General features: G+C 63.4%; 17 protein-coding genes. 12 read left to right on the top strand and 5 right to left on the bottom strand.

Going from position 1 to position 20,703, the window contains the following annotated elements:
- The first annotated feature begins 128 nt into the window (after window positions 1-128).
- The 5 genes from ACIPUB_RS14335 (at window position 129) to ACIPUB_RS14315 (ending at window position 5,962) form a co-directional block, all read left to right on the top strand.
- Complete coding sequence (locus ACIPUB_RS14335) at window positions 129-1,154, top strand: glycosyltransferase family 2 protein (RefSeq protein WP_407607981.1); 1,026 nt, start codon at window positions 129-131, stop codon at window positions 1,152-1,154.
- Window positions 1,151-2,515: a polysialyltransferase family glycosyltransferase gene (locus ACIPUB_RS14330; RefSeq protein WP_407607980.1), complete on the top strand. Its 1,365-nt coding sequence runs from the start codon at window positions 1,151-1,153 to the stop codon at window positions 2,513-2,515. Before ACIPUB_RS14335 ends, ACIPUB_RS14330 begins: the two co-directional genes overlap by 4 nt.
- Window positions 2,502-3,518, top strand: a complete 1,017-nt coding sequence (locus tag ACIPUB_RS14325; RefSeq protein WP_407607979.1) for a hypothetical protein — start codon at window positions 2,502-2,504, stop codon at window positions 3,516-3,518. Before ACIPUB_RS14330 ends, ACIPUB_RS14325 begins: the two co-directional genes overlap by 14 nt.
- Window positions 3,515-4,747 carry a DUF6716 putative glycosyltransferase gene (locus ACIPUB_RS14320; protein ID WP_407607978.1) on the top strand — a complete coding sequence of 411 codons (1,233 nt, stop codon included), beginning with the start codon at window positions 3,515-3,517 and terminating at the stop codon, window positions 4,745-4,747. Before ACIPUB_RS14325 ends, ACIPUB_RS14320 begins: the two co-directional genes overlap by 4 nt.
- Window positions 4,748-4,876: 129 nt before the next feature.
- Entirely contained in the window at window positions 4,877-5,962 is a 1,086-nt protein-coding gene (locus ACIPUB_RS14315; protein WP_407607977.1) for an inositol-3-phosphate synthase, read from the top strand.
- A gap of 134 nt (window positions 5,963-6,096) precedes the next feature.
- On the opposite strand, the gene ACIPUB_RS14310 is transcribed toward ACIPUB_RS14315, so the two are convergent.
- The 3 genes from ACIPUB_RS14310 to ACIPUB_RS14300 form a co-directional block, all read right to left on the bottom strand.
- Window positions 6,097-7,782 carry a formate--tetrahydrofolate ligase gene (locus ACIPUB_RS14310; protein WP_407607976.1) on the bottom strand — a complete coding sequence of 562 codons (1,686 nt, stop codon included), beginning with the start codon at window positions 7,780-7,782 and terminating at the stop codon, window positions 6,097-6,099.
- Between the two features lie 138 nt (window positions 7,783-7,920).
- A complete protein-coding gene (locus tag ACIPUB_RS14305) occupies window positions 7,921-9,036 on the bottom strand; it encodes a hypothetical protein (RefSeq protein ID WP_407607975.1) in 1,116 nt (371 codons plus the stop codon).
- Window positions 9,037-9,063: 27 nt separating this feature from the next.
- Entirely contained in the window at window positions 9,064-9,444 is a 381-nt protein-coding gene (locus tag ACIPUB_RS14300) for a hypothetical protein (protein WP_407607974.1), read from the bottom strand.
- A gap of 140 nt (window positions 9,445-9,584) precedes the next feature.
- Here ACIPUB_RS14300 and ACIPUB_RS14295 point away from each other — a divergent pair, with 140 nt between their 5' ends.
- Entirely contained in the window at window positions 9,585-10,493 is a 909-nt protein-coding gene (locus ACIPUB_RS14295) for a hypothetical protein (RefSeq protein ID WP_407607973.1), read from the top strand.
- Window positions 10,494-10,783: 290 nt separating this feature from the next.
- On the opposite strand, the gene ACIPUB_RS14290 is transcribed toward ACIPUB_RS14295, so the two are convergent.
- Both ACIPUB_RS14290 and ACIPUB_RS14285 read right to left on the bottom strand, forming a co-directional pair.
- Window positions 10,784-10,930, bottom strand: a complete 147-nt coding sequence (locus ACIPUB_RS14290) for a hypothetical protein (protein WP_302263610.1) — start codon at window positions 10,928-10,930, stop codon at window positions 10,784-10,786.
- A gap of 401 nt (window positions 10,931-11,331) precedes the next feature.
- Entirely contained in the window at window positions 11,332-12,771 is a 1,440-nt protein-coding gene (locus ACIPUB_RS14285; RefSeq protein ID WP_407607972.1) for a CCA tRNA nucleotidyltransferase, read from the bottom strand.
- A 169-nt stretch (window positions 12,772-12,940) separates the two neighbouring features.
- Between ACIPUB_RS14285 and ACIPUB_RS14280 the strand changes: the two genes are divergently transcribed.
- The 6 genes from ACIPUB_RS14280 (at window position 12,941) to ACIPUB_RS14255 (ending at window position 20,484) form a co-directional block, all read left to right on the top strand.
- Window positions 12,941-13,486, top strand: a complete 546-nt coding sequence (locus ACIPUB_RS14280) for an NUDIX hydrolase (RefSeq protein WP_407607971.1) — start codon at window positions 12,941-12,943, stop codon at window positions 13,484-13,486.
- The gene (gene murJ / locus ACIPUB_RS14275; protein WP_407607970.1) at window positions 13,470-15,191 is read left to right on the top strand and encodes a murein biosynthesis integral membrane protein MurJ; all 1,722 of its coding nucleotides are present in this window, start codon (window positions 13,470-13,472) and stop codon (window positions 15,189-15,191) included. Before ACIPUB_RS14280 ends, murJ begins: the two co-directional genes overlap by 17 nt.
- Window positions 15,192-15,334: 143 nt before the next feature.
- Window positions 15,335-16,936: a hypothetical protein gene (locus ACIPUB_RS14270; RefSeq protein WP_407607969.1), complete on the top strand. Its 1,602-nt coding sequence runs from the start codon at window positions 15,335-15,337 to the stop codon at window positions 16,934-16,936.
- Window positions 16,937-17,044: 108 nt separating this feature from the next.
- On the top strand, window positions 17,045-18,031 hold the full coding sequence (gene trxB, locus ACIPUB_RS14265; RefSeq protein WP_407607968.1) for a thioredoxin-disulfide reductase: 987 nt from the start codon (window positions 17,045-17,047) through the stop codon (window positions 18,029-18,031).
- A 49-nt stretch (window positions 18,032-18,080) separates the two neighbouring features.
- Entirely contained in the window at window positions 18,081-18,404 is a 324-nt protein-coding gene (gene trxA / locus ACIPUB_RS14260; RefSeq protein WP_264271063.1) for a thioredoxin, read from the top strand.
- Between the two features lie 1,792 nt (window positions 18,405-20,196).
- A complete protein-coding gene (locus ACIPUB_RS14255) occupies window positions 20,197-20,484 on the top strand; it encodes a hypothetical protein (RefSeq protein WP_407607967.1) in 288 nt (95 codons plus the stop codon).
- Window positions 20,485-20,703 lie beyond the last annotated feature (219 nt).

Raw genomic sequence — 20,703 nt, 5'->3', positions numbered from 1 at the left:
CCCCCCCCCCCCCCCCCCGCCCGCCCCCCCCCCCCCCCCCCCCCCCCCCCCCCCCCCCCCCCCGGGACTAGGTGGCCACATGTGCCGTCGACCAGCCTCCCAGACCTAAGGACCACCCCGAGATCCCCATGCCCTCCACAGCCACACTTCCCTCCGCCAAGGCCCGCGTCCCCGGCCGCATCAGCGTCATCATCCCCGCAATGAACCAGCAGGATTTCATTGGCGACGCCCTGGCGTCCCTTGCCCTCCAGCAACTGAAGGGAAGGGAACTGGAAGTCCTGGTTGTCGATGACGCCTCCACCGATGCCACCGCGGCAATCACCGCGGAGTTCGGCACACGCATTCCCGGCCTGAAGATCCTCACGCACCATGCCAACCGGGGGGTGTCTGCCGCCCGCAACACCGGGCTGGAAAACGCCAGCGGCGAATTCGTGGTCTTCCTGGATCCCGACGACTGGTTTGCCCCGACCCACCTGGCACAGCTGGCCGACGGGCTAGAGGCACTGGACGTGGACTTCGTGCGCTGCGACCACGTCCGGGTCACCGGCGCTAACCGGACCCTGCACCACGCTCCGCAGGCCAACCGAAACATCGTGTTGGACCCGGCCGACGACATCTCCCCCATCCACACCGCGACCATGATCGACTACCCCCTGGTCTGGGCGGGCATGTACCGCGCCGAGGTGCTGGAGTCCGCTGCACCGCGCTTCAACGAGGAGCTGCGCACCTGCGAGGACAGGGCCTGGATGTGGGAGCTGTGCCTCAACGCTAAAAGCTACGCGGTCCTGAACGCGCCGGGGGTTTTCTACCGCCGCGGACTTCCCGGCTCCCTCACGCAGGTCTTCGACGACCGGCAACTGGACTTCGTGGACGCATATGCAGGGATCCTGGACATGGTGCTGGACGATCCGGCGCACGAGGCCCACGCACCCAAGGCACTGCGGCAATTCCTCGCCGTTTCCTGCCACCACCTCAAGCGCTCCGCCGAGTTCCCGCCCGCCCTGCGCCAGGCCCTGCGCTTGCGCATCGCCGACCGGCTGGCGATGGTGCCGGCACCGCTGCTGGAAGACGGGCTGGCCCAACTCGATGCCAAGCGCCGCAAGACATTGACCGGCCTGCGGCCCTCCGCCGCGGCCAAGAGGGAAAGCAAATGATCCAACTCATCCAGGCGTCCACCTACTTCCAGGTCGTCTCGCTGGCCGCGATGGTCGATGCCGGCCTGCTCCCGGAGGCCGAGCGCCGCGTCCTGGTGCTGGCCAACGGCAGCCAGATGCCCGAGATCACCACACCGCTGCGCGAAAACCCGGGCTTCGAGGCCCTGGCCGCGCGCTTCGACGACGTGGTGGACCTGGGCGAGCTGCTGTGGCCACGCCGCCCGGGGCAGTTCAATCCCCGGAACGAGGAACTCCCGCTCTTCGAGAAGCTGTTGCGCCACCGCTGGGACCTCGGCGCGGGGCAGGTGTCGCTGGTGCTCGAATCCATCCAGGTGAACCCGGCACAGGCATTGGCCAGGATCTTCTTCGACGCACCGATCTCCGTGCATTCGGACGGGTTGATGTCCTACGGCCCCACGCGCAACAAGCTGTCCGTGCAGATGACCCAGCGCCTGCGCGAGACCATCCACATCGACCTGGTGCCGGGCCTGGAGCCCATGCTGCTGCTCGAGGCCCCGGTGCAGCGCAAGGTCCTGCGTCTCGAGCCGCTGGCCGCCGTCTTTGCAGAGCTGGCGGCCGCGGCAGGGCCCGCCGGCCTCGACCTGCCCCGGGGCGCCGCCCTGGTGGTGGGCCAGTACCTGGGCTCGCTGGGCATCCTCGACACGGCCAGGGAACTGGAGCTGCACCACGGGATGCTGCTGGCCGCCCGCGACGCCGGGGCGGGCTCCGTGGTGTTCAAGCCGCACCCCAGCGCCGGCCCGACCGCCGCGCTGCAGCTGCGTGCCCGCGCAGAATCCCTGGGCCTGGAGTTCCGGATCCTGCACACCGACCTGCTGGCCGAAACCGTCATCACGCTCATGAACCCGCTGGTGGTCATCTCCTGCTTCTCCACGGCATTGCTCAGCGCCAAGTACATGCTCGGCACCCCCGTCATCGCCGTGGGCACCGGGGATCTGCTGCAGGAACTGAGCCCCTACCAGAACAGCAACCGCATCCCGGTCTCAATCGTCGACGCCCTGCTGGTCCAGGAGCTGGCAACGCCCGCCGAGGCGGGTCCCGACGACGAACTCACCCCGCTGCTGCGCGCCGTGGCCTATTGCATGCAGTACCGCAACCTACCCGGGCTTCGCGAGGATGCCGCCGCGTTCCTGGAGTCGAACTACTCGTCCTTTGCCGCGCATTTCAAGCGCCGTCGGCTGGCCGCCCTGGACCTGCCCCCGACCTGGGCCCACCCCTCGCGGGCCAACCGCAGCCGGGTCTGGGGACGCAGCATCAAGCGCCGTGCCCTGCGCGTCGGCTCCCGCTCCCTGGAAAAATTGGCACGCACGCTCCAGGAGACCTCTTCCCGTGTATCCCGCTGAATCGGCCGTCGCCCGTCCCCGCTTCGGACATGCCGAGGTGTGGGTGGAATCCCCGCTGCAACTGCTCTCCGCCATCGAGGCGCACGGAGCCGGGCTGCTGGGAACCACCAGCCGCATCCACCCGCGCGGGGGCACCACGACGCTAGACGCCACCCTGGCCACGCTCATCGCGCAGGCCCCGGCGGGCGTGCAGTTCGCGCCCTCCACCGCTGCCCCTCCCGCCCCGGGATCCGCCGGGGCCCGGCGCTGGGTGATAGGCGACGCGTATTCGGGAAGGGTCCAGCGCGCCATGCTGGGGTACATCGCCGTGGAGGAAGTGGTGATCATCGACGACGGCCTGGCCACGCTGGGTCTCATCAAGGCGCTGGTGTCCACCGAGCCGACCCCCTTGGTGCGTCCGCGCTCCCGCACGAACCCGGCACGCCGGGCGTTGGGCATCGCCAGCTGGTACCGCCTGCGCGCCCTGGCCCGGGCGGGCCGCCTGCTGATCTTCACCGCCCTTCCCGTCGAGCCCGACATCGCGCAGCGGTTCCTGGAGCTGGGCGGGCACCTGGAGTCGCACCGCTTCGAATGGCTGAACACCCAACCGGTGACCGAGCGGATCAACGAGCCCACCGTGGTTGTCGGTTCGGCCATGGCCGCCGACGGGCTCATCCACGCGGAGCCGTACTTCCGCTGGCTGGATTCGCTGACGCTCGACGGGCCCGTCGCCTACTTCCCACACCGCCGCGAGTCGGGGAAGTTCCTGGCCCTGCTCGCGGACCACGACCGAATCGTGGTCCGCGAGCACACCATCCCCATCGAGATGCGGCTGCGCTCGCTGCGCCCCGGCCAGGTCGTACGGGCCTTGCCATCCACTGCCCTGCCGTCCCTGCGGCTGCTGCTGGGCGAGGGCGGGGTGCGGATCCTGGGCCAAGGGATCCCCGCCGCCTGGTGGAAACCCGCCGCCACCCCAGAACTTCGTTCCCACTTGTCCTCGTCCCTGGAGCTGTTGACCCCGTGAACAATCTTTCATTCAGACCCAGCATCGTGGCCGTGGCCGACTCCGACTCCTACCTGAAGCTGGCCTGCACCACCCTCTCGGCCCTCGGACCGGAATGGGACCGCCGCGTGGTGTTGGTGCGCACCCCGATCGCCCCCACCCCGGAACAGATTGCTGCCGCGACCGCCGGCACCTGCTTCGAGGCCGAGGACATCCCGGTCATTCCGCGGGCCGCGCTGAACTACGACTCGCTCGAGGAACACATCATCTTTGCCGCTGCCACTGGACCGGTGGTCAGCGAGCTTTTCACGAAGCTCCTGCGCTCCAAGGCCAACTCGGCGCGCCCCGCTGCGCTGATCTCGGCGCTGCCCGGCGTCGCCTACCCGGCCACCACCAAGGGTTGGGCCTACCGGCGAAGCGGGGACGCGTTTATCGTGCATTCCCATGCCGAGGCCCGCGAATTCTCACACCTGGCCGATATGGAGACCGGCCACAGCCCCGACATCCTGGTCTCGAAGCTTCCCTTCCTGAAGACCGCCGGGTTCCCGCAGCCCCAGACCTCCCCCATCGACACCGTGGTGTTCGCTTCCCAGGCCAAGGTCCCGGTCCAGCGCGCCGAGCGCGAGGAGATCCTGCTGGCCCTTGAACGGGTGGCGCGGTTGAACCCCGACGTGCGCGTCCTGGTCAAGCTCCGCGCCCGTGCCGGGGAACCACAGACCCATGCAGAGGCCCACCCCTTCGACGCCCTGTGGGAGCAGCTGGTGGCCGAGGGGAAGGTCGGGGCCGGGCACGTGGAGTTCGTGACCGGAGCCATGGACCGGGTGCTGGTTCCCGGTTCCGCGTTGCTCACCGTCTCCTCCACGGCTGCGTTGGAGGCGGTGGATCGTGGACTGCCGGTATTGGTGATGACCGATTTCGGGCTCAATGACCAGATGCTCAACTCAGTCTTCCGAGGCTCCGGGCTGCTGGGAACCCTTGATGACGCGGCAGCATTGCACTTTTCTTTCCCGAATCGCGCGTGGCTGCGGGAAAACTACTTCCACCGCCGCGGCCCGGAATTCATCTCCGCGCTTTCCCACTACGCCCAGCGTGCCCAAAACCAGGCGCTGACCACCTCGAACGAGCAGTTGGCCATGGTCCGTGACGTCGCTTTCAGGCAGCGGGTACGTACCTCGCTGCCACGCCCTGCCCTCGAGGTGCTGCTGCGGATACGGCGCTGGTGGCTGCGCGAACGCGGCTCCCGGATCTGATCCGCAGGCCCGCTTGTACCACTGAAGAAGCCCGTTGGGAATAAGCGTCCTCGGTTCTCACTTAGCATTGTAAGTGTGCTGGACGGTGGGTCTTCCCCTGCCCAGAAGTTTTGATTTTGAGGAGACAAGGTGTCGGAAAATCCGATTCGGGTTGCAATTGTTGGCGTGGGAAACTGCGCCACGTCATTGGTTCAAGGTGTCGAGTACTACCGTGACGCGGACCCGCAGGCCACAGTTCCCGGCCTGATGCACGTCCAGTTCGGCAAGTACCACGTCAATGACGTGCAATTCGTGGCGGCCTTCGACGTGGACGAAAAGAAGGTCGGACTGGATCTGGCCGACGCCATCCACGCCTCCGAGAACAACACCATCAAGATCGCCGAGGTCCCGACCTCGGGCGTCACGGTACAGCGCGGCCACACCATGGACGGCCTGGGCAAGTACTACCGCGAGACCATTACCGAATCTTCCGCCGACCCGGTTGACATCGTCGCCGCGTTGAAGGAGACCAAGGCCGATGTGCTGGTCTGCTACCTGCCGGTCGGCTCGGATGCAGCCGCCAAGTTCTACGCCCAGTGCGCCATCGACGCCGGAGTGGCCTTCGTCAACGCCCTTCCGGTCTTCATCGCCGGAACCAAGGAGTGGGCCGACAAGTTCACCGCCGCCGGAGTCCCGATCGTGGGCGACGACATCAAGTCCCAGATCGGCGCCACCATCACGCACCGCGTGATGGCCAAGCTGTTCGAGGACCGCGGCGTCATCCTGGACCGCACCTACCAGCTGAACGTCGGCGGTAACATGGACTTCAAGAACATGCTTGAGCGCGACCGCCTGGAATCCAAGAAGATCTCCAAGACCCAGGCCGTCACCTCCAACACCTCGGCCAAGCTTGAAGCCGACGACGTGCACATCGGCCCCTCCGACTATGTCGCCTGGCTCGATGACCGCAAGTGGGCCTTCGTGCGCCTCGAAGGCCGCAACTTCGGCGATGCCCCGGTGTCCCTGGAATACAAGCTCGAGGTGTGGGACTCCCCGAACTCCGCCGGTGTCATCATCGACGCCGTGCGCGCCGCCAAGATCGCGCTGGACCGAGGCATCGGCGGACCGATCCTCTCGGCTTCCTCCTACTTCATGAAGTCCCCGCCGGAGCAGTACAACGACGACATCGCGATGGAAAAGGTCGAGGCCTTCATCCGCGGCGACATCGAGCGCTAAACCTCGTACCCCGCATGCGGGGTCGAAACGTCGAAGCCACCACGGGCAACCGTGGTGGCTTCGACTCTTAACAGAGCCTTTTGGTATTCCGGGCGAAATCCGGCGATCGTGGCCGCGTTTCCGGAACCGGTCCCCTAGGAAAGTCCGACGGCCTGCCCTTTTTCATCAACATCCATGTGCGTGGACGCCGGTACCTTGGGCAGGCCCGGCATGGTCATGATGGTTCCGGTGATTGCCACGATGAACCCTGCGCCGGTCTTGGGAATGAGATCGCGAACCTGCAATGTGAAACCCTCGGGGGCACCGAGAAGCGTCGGATCATCGGAGAACGAGTACTGGGTCTTGGCCATGCACACCGGGAGGTTGTCCCAGCCGTTCTCGTGGATCTGCCGGAGCATCCGCTTGGCGGCGGCCGAGTATTGGACATCCTCCCCTCCATATATCTCACGCACCACGGTCAGGATCTTCTCCTCAATCGGACGATCCAGATCGTAGAGCGGGGCAAAATTGCTCGGTGCCTCGATTGCCCGCAACACGGCGGAGGCCAGCTCTCCCGCGCCGGCGCCGCCCTGGCCCCAGACATCCGCCACGGCGCATTCAATGCCGTTGGCTGCGGCCCATTCGGTGACCACCGCGATTTCGTCTTCGGTATCCATCGTGAACCTGTTGATGCCGACAACCGGCTGCACCCCGAATTTCCTGATGTTCGAAGCATGGCGGATGAGATTGGACATGCCGCTGCGCACGGCTTCGACGTTCTGGTTTTTCAGGGCGTCCTTGGCCACTCCCCCATGCATCTTCAATGCACGAATGGTGGTCACCAGGACCACCGCATCCGGGTCACAGCCGGCGTAGCGGGCCTTGATGTCCATGAACTTCTCGGCGCCCAGGTCCGCCCCGAAACCGGCCTCGGTGACAACGACGTCGGCCAGCGAACGTGCCGTGTTGGTGGCTATGGCCGAGTTGCACCCGTGCGCGATATTGGCGAATGGGCCACCGTGGATCAGTGCCGGTGTACCGGCCATGGTCTGGACCAGATTGGGCTTGATGGCTTCCTTGAGCAGCATCGTCATGGCGCCGGCCGCCCCCAGGTCGTCGACGGTGACCGGCGTCCTGTCGTAGGTGTATCCGATCGTCATCCTGCCCAGTCGGGTACGCAGGTCATCGAGACCCGTTGCCAGGCAAAAAACCGCCATGACTTCCGAGGCGACGGTGATTTCAAACCCCGTTTCGCGAGGAACACCTTCGGTGGGGCCGCCAAGACCGATCACGATGTTGCGCAATGCCCGGTCGTTCATGTCCATGACACGCTTGAACGTGATTCGACGTGGGTCAATGCCCAACTCATTGCCTTGGTGCAAGTGGTTGTCAAGGAGCGCCATCAGCAGGTTGTTGGCGCTGGTGATGGCATGGAAATCCCCGGTGAAATGCATGTTGATCTCATCCATGGGAAGGACCTGGGAGTAGCCGCCCCCCGTGGCTCCGCCCTTCATTCCAAAGATCGGCCCCAATGAAGGTTCGCGCAGGGCAATCACCGTCTTGGTTCCGGTGGCGGACAGCGCATCCCCCAGACCCACCGTGACGGTGGATTTACCTTCACCGGCAGGGGTGGGGGAAATGCCGCTGACCAACACCACTTTGCCAAGTTTCGCGCCGCGGGCCGTCAACCGTGCGGGATCTATCTTGGCCTTGTATCGGCCGTAGGCCTCGAGCGCATCCTGTGGAATGCCTGCCGATTCGGCAATCTCCGAAATTGGCTTGAGCACCGCCCGCGAGGCAATCGCTAGATCGCTCATGTCGGTTTCTGGCATCGCTGTCATCTTCTGTCCCCTATCTCGGTTCCCGGTAGCGGGGGGATTGAGGAAGACCAAGGCCTGGGCTTTCCTCGATACGTCTTCAAGCTATCACCGCCGCACCGCAACGTCTGGAAGGCCGGGCCACCGAGATCGCACCCGGTCCTAGGGATTCGCGGGATAGGCAACGACCGAACCGGTGAATCCCAGCACCACATGGCTGCCATCCGCCTCCTGCGCGTCAAGGGCTCCGAAACTGACGCCCTTTGCTTCCTTGCCATCCGCGGTGCACGGGAAGAGCAACGTCCCGCCCGTGCCGTTCTGGGGCTTGGCATATTTGACGCCCTTGCTGCAGAGGAAGCGCTCCTCCGCCGCGACGTTCCTGGTTTCACCGGTCCGGGTATCAAGCAGTGTCGGGCTTTTTTCCTTTGCCAGGATCAGGCTGGCGCCACCATCGTCAGGTGCATGGGCAACGTCGATGTCGTTGACAACTGCGTAAACCTTGGTCTTCCAGATGACTTTCCCGGTACTGGGGTCATACCCTTCGAGATGAATTTTCCCGTTGACGAGCTTGCTTTTGGTTTCCTTGGATTCCTTGAGTGTTCCAGAGTCGAAAACGCATCTCACCGGGTAGGCCTTTCCGTCTTGCAAAACCGTGTTCCCAGTCCCCATGGGCGGCAGGCAGATCGTGGTGGCCCCCTTGGCCTTCCACAAGGTCTTTCCGGTGTCGGCGTCAAATCCAATCATCATTTCCTGGCGGTAGTCCGAATCGCGGGCAACCACATTTCCCTTGCCGTCCTTGGTCTCTTTGTATTCGCGGCCGATCCAGGCCGAGAAGATACCGAGCTTCTCCGAGTATTCGACGTTCCATCCCTTACCAGGGGTATAAGCCGATCCCATGGCCTTGTCCAGCGACAATCCCCAGAGTTTTTCGTTGCCCTTGAGTCGCAAGAGATTGCTCTTGTTGCCGCTGTAATGTGCGTAGATTTCCCCGGCACCAATGGGGAAGATGGAATCCCCCAACTTGTGCTGCGGCGTGAGGGTGCGCTGGGTGCCTCGGTCAAGATTCACACGCATCCTCTGCTCGTCATCAATGTATGGATTGATCGAGAGATAACACATGTCCTTGCCGTCCGGACATGAACTCTGGCGGGACGTGATCACTTGTGCGGGGCCCTTGTAGACGACTTTGCCGGAAGTGATGTCCACGGCAACCGGCTTGGTCCAGACGTCACCACCCCAACCGTCGCGCGGTTTCGACTTCTGCAGGAAAAGCGCCACGTGTTTCCCCTTGGCCGTCTTGCTCAGTTACACTCCCATGTTGACGCCGCTGGGGACCCAGCCAGGATCCACCGAAACACCCCAAAGTTTCTTTCCGGTGGTCTCCTTCAGCCCCGTCAGTTCGAGCCCCTTCGCGTCTTCGGAGAGCACCACCACCACCACCACGCCTTTGACAACTTGCGGGCGGTCCAGCACCTTCATCTTCACTGTCCAGGCAGGTTTGGCCATCTGGGTCCGGCGTTGGGCGAGTTCCGCCGCAGCATCGGTCTCCGGTGCAACAGGACCGGCAGTACCGTTTCCTGCCCCCGCCCCACGGGCTGGTACCGGCCCTTGGGTGCATGAACCGATCATCAGCCCAACACAACACAACGCGAGTGCCACGGCATACTTCCGTTTTTCCTTGATCATGGCCTCAGCCTAGAAATTTTCATCTCCTGTTTGGCACGCATCATTCAATCTGTGGATAACTATTTTGGGTGACTGCATGGCTTCTGGACTGATGGCCCATCGATTCCGTTTTGCCATCTGGCAATGGGAGAATGGACTTCATGCCCACCACTCCCCCGTTTGCCTTGCTGCTCGATGTCGACGGTCCCATCGCGTCTCCGGAGACTCGCGATGTCGCACCCGAGATCATCTCCCTGCTTCTGGAACTGACCGTCCTGGGTATTCCGGTGGTCTTCAACACCGGGCGCTCCGACGAGTTCATCAAGCGCCAAGTGATGGGGCCGATGATCACCGCGGGGATGCCGGAGAACGCGAAGATCCACGCCATCTGCGAAAAGGGAGCCACCTGGTTCACCTTTGATGCCAACGGCGCCGGAGAGGTCCATGTGGATCACGAACTTGCTGTTCCGGGGCACTACGCGGATGAGATTCGCGAACTGGTGGCCTCCGACTTTGATGAACACATGTTCTTTGACGAGACCAAGCGAGCCATGGTCTCGGTGGAGCAAAAGATCGATGCGGAGAACTTCGAATACCGGCGTGCCCAAGAAGTCTTCGACTCGGCCGCCATGGAAGCAATGGCCCGGCGAGGTCTGGGCGTTGAACGTTTGGAGGTCAGCCAGCCTGACGCGAATGCGGATATTTCGTATCGCGTGGATCCGACCATCATTTCCACTGACATCGAATCGGTGGAACTTGGCAAGGACTTGGGTGCCCGTCGCACCCTGGAGTTGTTGGAGGCGGATGGCATCATCCCCGCCGCGTGGTTCACGGTTGGCGATTCCCGCACCGACTACGCCATGGCCGATTGGCTGGCGGCACACGGTCATCAAGTCAGCCACGTCGACGTTCGCCCGGGTGACGGCATTCCGGCCGGTAAACCCTACCCGGTGCTTACTGCGACGGATCTGGGGCTGGGCCAAGAAGTCATCCACGACCATGCCGGATTGGCATTCCTCCGCCATTGGCGTGCCAGGTCGGCTGAGCATTCACCTGCGTTCCCCGGCTAAGGATCAAGGGGCCGGTTTAAGCGGCAAAGCCCGCCGGTGAAGCCGGCGGGCTTTGCACTGTGGGTTTCGATGTTGTTCATGGGTCCTGGTCCTGGGTGGGGTGAGTGACGTGAGTTCCGGATCAGGCTTTGTGGATGCCTGGCCCTAATTCATTCACCGCACGCGGAAGATCATGTCCATCGGAATGTGGTGACGTAGTTCGCGATCCCGAGCATCGGGGTTGAATTGCGTCTGAAGCCAAGCCTTGTGCTTCGGCTTCCTTGGCTTGCGTTCCTTTGCACTCATGGTAGTTACCTCCCCTCAACGGTGTTGGAGGAGCGGAAGGTGGCCTGTTCCGTGGGCCGCGAGCTGCGGGCACGCAGCGCTTCCGGCCCGGTGAAGATTAGTTCAGCGGAGCGAGCAACCTGGGTGGAGATCGATGAGATCTGGGTAGACATGATGAAAGTTCCTCAAGGATTTGGTCGATTAATGACTCATCAGCCTCGGGAACTTTGAAAAGCTAGGGAAGTACTAGCAGGGCGCCGTTCCGGAGGCGGGGGAAGTGGCTCGAGCGGTAAGGCCGCCGAAGCCATGACGGGGCACATAGAAGCCGCCGAAATTCATTGAAGTAATCATCATTCCCACCTCCTTTTCTGGAAGAACATGCCAGAAGATTCTGGCGCCGACATTGTCTATTGGATTTCAATGTCTCATTGAGACTTCTCAATCACAGGTTCCACGATACACACCGCGATAGGGTTACGCCACTCATTTTTCGAAGAGTTTAAAACGGGGAACCTCGCCTCGGCGTGTTTGGTGCGACACGCCGGGACAAGGTTCCCCCGGGGGACTCCTTGGCCTACTGCTCTGTTGCTTCGGGCTGCATCCGCCACCACTGAAGCAGCGACGCAATTGCTTCCTCTTCTTCGATCGGCCCGTTGTCCAGGCGACGCTCGAGCAAGTAGTTGTAGGCGCGGCCCACCACAGGACCGGGTTTGATTCCAAGGATCTCCATGATCTGCTGGCCGTTGAGGTCCGGCCGCACGGCGGCCATTTCCTCTTTTCCGCTGATCTCTGCAATGCGCGCCTCAAGGTCGTCGTAGGCAAAGGCAAGCCTGTCTGCCTTCTTGCGGTTGCGCGTGGTCACGTCCGACCGCGTCAACCGGTGCAGCCGCTCCAGCAAGTCGCCAGCGTCGTGAACGTAGCGACGCACGGCCGAGTCGCTCCACCCGGCATCTCCGTACCCGTAGAAGCGCATGTGCAGTTCAACCAAGCGGGCCACCGCCTTGGTGGTGTCGTTGTCGAAACGCAGGGCGCGCATGCGGGCCTTGACCTGTTTGGCACCGACAACGTCGTGGTGGCGGAAACTGACAGCACCGTTCGGTTCAAACTTGCGAGTCGCCGGCTTGCCGATGTCATGCATCAGTGCGGCGAAGCGCAACACGAAGTCGGGACCCGGCACCGGGCCCTCCGCATCACTTTCCAGCTCCATGGCCTGCTCCAGCACCGTCAACGAGTGCTGGTAGACGTCCTTGTGTCGATGGTGTTCGTCGAGTTCCAGGCGCAAGGCGGAAACCTCCGGAAGCACGATGTCTGCCAGCCCCGTGTCCACCAACAGGTCGATGCCGGCGCGCGGATCGACACCGTTGATCAGCTTCACCAGTTCGTCCCTGACACGCTCGGCGGAGATGATCTTGATCCGCTCAGCCATTTCCTTCATGGCCGCGCGGACCTCGTCCGCCACCCCAATGCCCAGCTGGGAGGCGAATCGCGCGGCACGCATCATCCGCAACGGGTCGTCGGAGAAGGACATGGACGGGGCACCCGGCGTGCGGACCTCGCCCTCGGCCAGGTCGGCGGCTCCGTTGTATGGATCCACCAGTTCCAGGCTCGGCAGGCGCAGCGCCATCGCGTTCATGGTGAAGTCGCGGCGGTAGAGATCGTCTTCCAGCCTGCGGCCGAAGGCCACGATGGGCTTGCGGGAGGAAGGGTCATACGCATCGGCCCGGTAGGTGGTCACCTCGATGGTGTGCTCGCCCTTGCGCAACGCAATCGTTCCGAAATCGCGGCCCACCTCCCAGGTGGCATCGGCCCATCCGGCCACCACCGCAAGGGTTTCATCCGGGGAAGCACTGGTGGTGAAGTCCAGATCCGGGGACACTCGGCCCAGGAAGAGGTCGCGCACCGGTCCCCCTACCAGGGATAGTTCAAAGCCGGAATCGACAAACCGCTGCCCCAGCTCAAAGATGACGGGGGGCAAAATATCGGAGAGGACCTGTGGGGACGGTAGCTGCTGCATAGTTCTTTAAGGGTGCCAGACTTTCCGGATAGTGACATGTTCCCGGCCTCCCCGATTCGGCGTTAGCTTCCACACGCCTGATGCCGCCGCTTCGCACCGAAGAATGGAATCACGCGCCGAGCGGGCGGGGCAAGCCACGAAGTGACGCAAAACCGATAGAGTGGTTTCCATGGCTCATCCAGTTCCCAGCGCCCCGAAGCGCACGCCGTTGACTGCGTCAATGGCGCATGCGCAGGCGCAGGTGAGCACCGGACACCACCCGTTGCCCACCGTGGAGGAAATCTCGGCCGGCGGCGTTGTCATCGACACGTCGCTTCCCAGCCTGCCGGTGGCCATTATCGCCAGGTACAACCGCGGCGGACGCCTTGAATGGTGCCTGCCCAAGGGCCACCCCGAGGGCGCCGAAACCAACGAAGAAGCAGCCGTCCGCGAAATCGAGGAAGAAACCGGCATCGCCGGCGACATCCTTGCCCCGCTGGGTTCGGTCGACTACTGGTTTACCGTCACCAACTACCGCGTCCACAAGACCGTGCACCATTTCCTCTTGCGTGCAACGGGCGGCGAACTGACCATCGAAAACGACCCGGACCACGAAGCCGTGGACGTGGCGTGGGTCCCGCTGCTTGATCTCGGCAAGCGCCTGTCCTTCCCCAATGAGCGGCGCATCGCCGATCTTGCGCGTGAAGTGCTCCCCAACTATGTCCCAGGTATCTAAACACCCCGCGCGTCCCAGCACGCCTCCACAGACCCCGGCCAAGCAATCACACAGCCAGTCCAAGGCCTACGCGCTGATGGCGTCGGGCACCATGGTCTCCCGCGTACTCGGCTTCATCCGCACCGCGCTGCTGGCCGTTGCCATCGGCTCGAGCACAACGATGGCCGACATCTTCGAGAAGGCGAACGTCATTCCGACGATCATCTTCATGCTGCTGGCCGGCGGCATCTTCAACGTGGTGCTGGTTCCCCAGCTCATCAAGGCTTCGAAGGCGTCCGACCGCGGATCCGCGTACACCTCCAAGCTCGTGACCCTCACGATCGTGGTGATGGGCCTTGCCACGGTGCTGCTGGTTTCCATGGCGGGACCGCTGATCAAGGTGCTGACCCTGGACTGGACCCCGGCGATGATAGCCATGGGAACCACGTTTGCGTATTGGTGTCTGCCACAGATCTTCTTCTACGGCGTCTATGCGGTGATCGGCCAGGTGCTCAACGCCCACAGCCGGTTCGGTGCCTATATGTGGGCACCGGTGGCCAACAACCTGGTGCAGATCTGCACCATCGGAACCTTCATCATCCTCTTCGGCGCCTATTCCGGCGGCGGCGACCAGCTGGCCGCCTGGACCTCCGAGCAGACCGTCCTGCTGGCAGGCGGCGCAACCCTGGGCATCGCGGTCCAGGCACTGGCCCTGTTCTGGCCCTTGCGCCGAGTCGGCCTGAACCTGCGCCCGGATTTCTCCTGGCGCGGCATGGGCCTGCGGCACGTGGGCAAGCTGGCCGCCTGGACGCTGGGGTCGATGATGGTGGGCAACATCGCCTCACTGATCAACTCGAAGTTCGTCTCGGCAGCGGCTCCGGCACGTCTGCTGCTGCCCGACGGCGGGGCAACGGTCCCGGGCGAATACGCCTTGAACACCTCCCAGCTGATCACCGTGCTGCCACACTCCATCTTTGCCCTCACCTTGGCCACAATGCTCTTCAACGAGTTCACCAAGGCCTTCCATGAGAAACGCCGCGAGGACATAGCGCCACTGCTTTCCCGCGGGCTGCGCACCAGCGCGGTTCCGATCGTCTTCGCCTCGGTGGCCTTCATCGTGCTCGCCGGGCCGTTGGGCCGACTGTTTGCCGGCAGCTCCTCCACCGCGATGTTGCAGGGCGCCGCCATCGGCCAGTTGTTGCTTCTCACGACGCTCGGGCTGCCATTCAAGTCCATTCACTTCTTCATGATCCGTGTCTTCTTCGCCGAGGAAGACACCAAGACCCCCATGCTGATCCAGACCGTCGTCGCCAGCCTCACCGTCGCATTGGCCTTCGTCGCGGTGCAGGTCCTGCCTACAACGGACATCGCCCGGGCGGTGGCGCTGATCTACGGTGCCACCAATGTGCTCTCCGCAGTGATCGCGCACTTCCTGATCGTCCGCCGCTATGGCGACTACGGCAGTGCCAGGGTCGCGACCGCGTATATCCGCATCGGCATGATGGCCACCATTTCCGGAGCCGTGGGGGCAGGGGTGCTGTGGCTGCTGGGCGGCTACGACTGGGGATTCGCTTGGAGTTCCATCGGTGCCGCGGTCGTCTCGATTGTCGTCGTCGGGTCCGTCATGGCCCTGGTCTACATCATTTTGCTGCGCCTGATGCGCTCGGAGGAGCTGGATGACTTCCTGGGTCCGCTGGCCCGCCGAATCCCTGCACTGCGGCGGTAATCGGAGCAACGGACGGGTTCGGGAGACCCGGCGCGCCCCCGGCTTCGGCCCGGGACTTCGAGAAATCCCGTCCCCATCCCGGTAACATGGAACGGGGCACCCACGAGGGTGCCGGCAACGCAAAGTAATCCCGGGAGGGAATCGTGTCGCAGCCCATCGACGCCGGCGCCATGCTTGGCGGCCGCTACCAGGTCACCGAATTGGTCTTGACCTCAGCCGACGGAGACCAGGTCCTCAGTGGCATCGATCAGGTGCTCAACCGGCCTGTCAGCATCCTTGTCGGTTCAACGGCCAATGCCTCGCAGCTGGCCACGAGCGCGCGCGAAATTGCCACCGGCGAACGCTATGCCGCGGTCCAGGTCCTGGACCTGGGAATTTCCGAGGGCAACACCTACCTGGTGACAAACCTTGCGGAGCCCGCAGACCTCCTGGACCTGGTGGTCCAGGTCGATGCCCCCTACGTCGAGCCGTTCTACACCGACACCCTGGGGACCGAGATCTTCGGCGTGACCCGCTCAAAGGAGCCGGCACGCTACGAAGACGACGCCGAATACTACGAGGACCAGCGCACCCAGGAAGAGCAGCGTCCATCCATGCTCGACCGGCTGCCGGAAATCAGCCTCAACGAGAAACTAAACAGCATCAAGGGCCGCTTCGGCCGCGGCAAGCAGACCCCGCCGTCGGTCCCGCCGGTTCTGCCCGCGGCATCGGTGGGTTCGAGCACGGAGCAGGCTCCTGCCGTTTCGGCGTCCTCTCCATCCGCGCCTGCCCCGGTGGCTTCCTCCCCGGCCCCCGCTCCCCGCGAAACCCCTGCCGCGACGCAGGCCACCCCCACCACTCCCCCGGCGCCCACGGCACCGCCCGTCGCCCAGCCCGCTCCCAAGGTCACTCGGATGGAAACCACTGACCACACCGAGGAACCAGTCGTGACGTCCGCTGCCGCCCTTGCAGCGGCGCAGAAGTCCCGGGGCATCACCGTCGACGAATCGGGCCAGCGCGTGGCCTCCAGCTTCCCTGTCGCAGCCCAGTCGTACTCGGAGCCGCTGCAAGAGGACTACGAGGACGAGGACGAGGAAGCGGGTGAAGGCCGAAAGAAGACCACGCGCCTGCTCGTGGGTGCGTTGCTGTGCGCAGTGTTGGTCTTGGCCGTCGTCTTCGCCTTCAACGCATTGGGCGGCCGCGCCCCGGAACCCGTGGCCAGCGACTCCCCCACGCAAAGTGCCCCCGATACCAGCGGCGGCAGCGAGTCGGCCTCGGAATCGCCGAGCGCCGCCCCTGTCGAGCCCGTGGTCGCCGACCTCTCCCGCATGGTGCCTGGCAACCAGGACCTCAACGCGGAGACGGACAGCACCCTTTCCAAGGCGATCGACGGCAACCCGGCAAGCCTCTACAGGTCATACTCCTACACTTCCCCCCAGTTCGGCGGACTTGCATCGAACATGGTGCTCATCGCGGAGCTGGAAGAAGTTTCCGACATCACGGAAATCCAGCTTGAGGGTCTGAACGGCACCGGTGGATCCTTCGAAATCCGTGTCGGTGAAACGGACGACCTTTCCGATGCCAAGATGGTTTCCAGCGGTTCCTTCACCGGACCGACTGTAAGCGTCCCGGTCAGCGAGGAGAACGGTGCAGCTGCCAAGGGGCAATACGTGTTCCTTAACGTCACCGAACTGCCGCGCCGTGCCTCGGGCGGCAACGCCTCCCGCCCGTACGGCCTGCAAATCGGCGAGTTCCGCGTCTCCTAGCCCCACCCGGCCGGGAATACCAACACTGCATTGGCTGTTATGCAGGACAGTCCCCCTTACCCGCGGCGTGTTTGAACCAGGCCGCACTCATGAAAGGTTCACCGACCCGTGGCCACAGAAGCACAAGACGCCATCCGCAACGTCATCATCATCGGTTCGGGCCCCGCCGGCTACACCGCGGCCGTCTACACGGCACGTGCGAACCTGCAGCCCCTGGTCATCGCCGGCTCGGTGACCGCCGGCGGCGAGCTCATGAACACCACCGACGTGGAAAACTTCCCCGGCTTCCCCGAGGGCATCATGGGCCCGGACCTCATGGACAACATGCAGAAGCAAGCCGAGCGCTTCGGCGCCGAGATCCTCTTCGACGACGTCACCGCCGTCGAACTCGCCGGAGACATCAAGGTCGTCACCCTGGGCGACGGCACCGTGTACCGCGCCCACGCCGTGATCCTCTCCACCGGCTCGGCCTACCGCGAGATCGGCCTGCCCGACGAGAAGCGCCTTTCCGGACACGGTGTCTCCTGGTGTGCCACCTGCGACGGTTTCTTCTTCCGCGAACAGGAAATCGCCGTGATCGGCGGCGGCGACTCGGCCATGGAAGAAGCACTCTTCCTGACCAAGTTCGCCTCCAAGGTCACCGTGGTCCACCGCCGCGATACCCTGCGCGCCTCCAAGATCATGGCCGATCGCGCCCTGGCCCACCCGAAGATCGAATTCATCTGGGACTCCGAGGTCGTCGGCATCACCGGCGAGCAGAAGGTCACCGGCATGACCCTACGCAACCTCAAGACCGACGCCCGCCAGGACGTCCCGGTCACCGGCATGTTCGTGGCCATCGGCAACGACCCGCGCACCGACCTGGTCAAGGACGTCCTGACCCTCACGGCCGAAGGAACCATCGCCGTCGAAGGCCGCACCTCCAAGACCAGCCTCCCCGGCGTCTTCGCCGCAGGAGACGTCATCGATTCCTCTTACCGCCAGGCCATCACCGCCGCCGGCTCCGGCTGCGCCGCGGCCCTGGACGTCGAGCACTACCTCGCAGATGTCCACTCCAACGCCGCGACCCCGGCAGCGGTTTCCGTCTCCAACTAGATCCCCTTCCCAAGCACTGGGAAGAAATCCTTAACGAAAGGTGCAGGCCATGAGCCAGACCAAAGACGTCACCGACGCAACGTTCCAGGCCGATGTCCTCGAGGCCGCCAAGCCCGTCATCGTGGACTTCTGGGCCGAATGGTGCGGCCCCTGCCGCCAGCTGACCCCGATCCTCGAGCAGATCGCGGCCGAGCACGCCGAGAAGGTCGACGTGGTCAAGGTCAACGTCGATGACAACCCGGCCATCGCCGCCAAGTACGGGATCACCAGCATCCCCGCCGTCTACGTCTTCCAGGGCGGAGAACACGTCGCGACCTCCATCGGTGCCAAGCCCAAGCCGGTCCTGGAAAAGGAATTCGCCGCGTACCTCTAAAACGCGCCCACGAATCCATCAGCTCGGTGCATCCGCCCTACGGGGCGGATGCACCGAGCTTTTTAAGCCCTACCTCGGGTCCGCTTCCCGATAGAACGGCAATAGATACGCTCTGGAACAACTGCTCTCAATATCCAATTGAAATTGTTTGTTTATCAAGTAAACGCAGTCGATCCTGTTCCGCTCGGCATCGATGCCCGGTTTTGGTTTCCTTAGCTCACCAGGACCTACCCACCTGCCATGGAAGGCCCCCCGGCTCGCCGACACCTCAGTCATTTCCTTGCAACCTCAAGCTTCGCGAACAGCAACTCTGGCTGTTTATCGGTTCTGGCATGAGCTCGGACCCCCCGGAGTTCACCATGAAACGACATGGTTCCAGCGAGGCATCCCGTCACCAAGCCTGGAGCGCAAGGGCGCAGTGGCGAACAGCAACGATGACGGAACGCGGTCAGCCCGCGCCGAGACACTTGCTCCTATTCGGGCAACACTCACGATCTAATCCGACTGTCCGGGAAGTTCACGGACCGCTGGTCTGTAGCTCGTCACCCACACACTGCTCCGCGGCATTGGCTTTCCTGCCCCGCCATATTCAGGATTGACTCAGACCGTTTCCATAGCGCGACAATGAATCCGTGGATGCAGGCTTGGTTCGTGTTGGATCCGACGATGCCTCGCTGTTCGACGCACTCGAGTGCACGATCCGCCCACTATGCAATTCCATGGTCGCATCCGTTCCAGGCTTGCCGCTGTCAGGTCCTCATCGGCTCCCAACTCCTCGAAGTTCCTGGGCGGAGAGCCGTGAGACCTCTTGGCGGAGAGCATTCGCCGTGCCTGTTCAACGTCGACACAATTCGCTCAACGCTCAGGACGTCCATGAATCATCACCAGGCAGCCACCAAATCTGTCTGAGATACCCGCCGCGTTCCGTCGAATATCCGGAGGGTGGTGCGGCGTGTGCAATTCGTTCTCGGTTCCAATCAAATGTGGCTTCTCCCGGGCGACGGCACCTCGACGTTGATGTCGCGGGGTGATTTTGCATGTGAGCCTTGAAGGGTCGCCGGTCATGTGCGCGCAGATTGCGACTGTCCGCGATTTTCGCCCGACATGAAATCAGGCGGTGACGGCTGACCTTGACCGGCGCATTCGCATCTTCGCGAACCAACCCCGATGCCAATTGGTCGTCAGGCATCTGTCATGATCGACCGCTGTCCCTGGTGTGTGGCTAGAGGGCGTGTACAAGTGGCTCCCGGGCCGCACGTCGCTCATCTCCATGACGGTTCATGCACACCAAGAGATGGACAGTCTTGGGTTACCTTCATCGATCTTTCACGGGAAAGACCTTCGATCCTGCGCCTCATCCCTAGATGTTCACCATGCCAGTAGTACCGTCTGGACAGGCTTGAAGCCGTGGGCTAGCTCGAATTCGATATCCGTTGGGTGCACGCGGGTCACCGCAACAATGGAGGGCTTACCGTGCGAGGCGCCTTGCATGCGCCGCCACTCCCCCAAAGCAGCGCGTGCGCGGCTTCCGCGCTCTTGAGCGCCGCTCCCCCAGTCTCGCGACGACCGTGATCTACTGCGGTCAGGAATCAGCATACCGACCGTTTCATCCTGGACTATTCGACCCTAGGATGGGCGGTATGGGCACTGTTTCACGTGAAACAAAGACCGCTAGGCTCCGCAGATCGTGATTGGTGCCCTTACGCGCCTTCGGAGTGTTTCACGTGAAACACTCAACATCTTTGCCAAGTCTCGGATTCCCGTCTCAAGCGACAGGAACTAAATGTTTCACGTGAAACCGTACCGAAGCACGATCCCGCATGCACTCCGAGCAGATTATTCAGCCACTTCGCATCTCGCCAGCCCTCCCCCAAACACCGTGGTGCTCGGGCACGACGTGGTGCAGATCCTTGACGAGCATCCCGAACCGGTGCGCACCTTCTCGCGCGTCTTCGGGAAGCAAACCGAGACCATCTTCGACCCCGCGTCCCTGGTCCCGATGCTGATGACCAAGCCCGGCCCCTGGTCCCATTCCCAGTTGCGGACCCTGGTCACCGACCCGGCGCGACTGTTTGAATAAGGCCACCGCCACCGCTCGACGGCTGCTGTTCAACGCGGTGGATGCCGCGTCCGGGACCAGTGGGTTCGACGTCGCGATACAGCCCGTCGACACCCTGTCGCGCGTGGGGACGAACCGGACATGGCCATGCTGGGCATGCTAGCCCGCCGCCTGGCCGACAGAACCACCGGCGACCAACCTGGACTTGAGCGTCAATGACACCTTCACCATCCTGAACAA

Source organism: Paeniglutamicibacter sp. ORCA_105 (assembly GCF_045798545.1).
GTDB lineage: Bacteria > Actinomycetota > Actinomycetes > Actinomycetales > Micrococcaceae > Paeniglutamicibacter > Paeniglutamicibacter sulfureus.
This window is presented reverse-complemented; position numbering and strand designations above follow the sequence as displayed.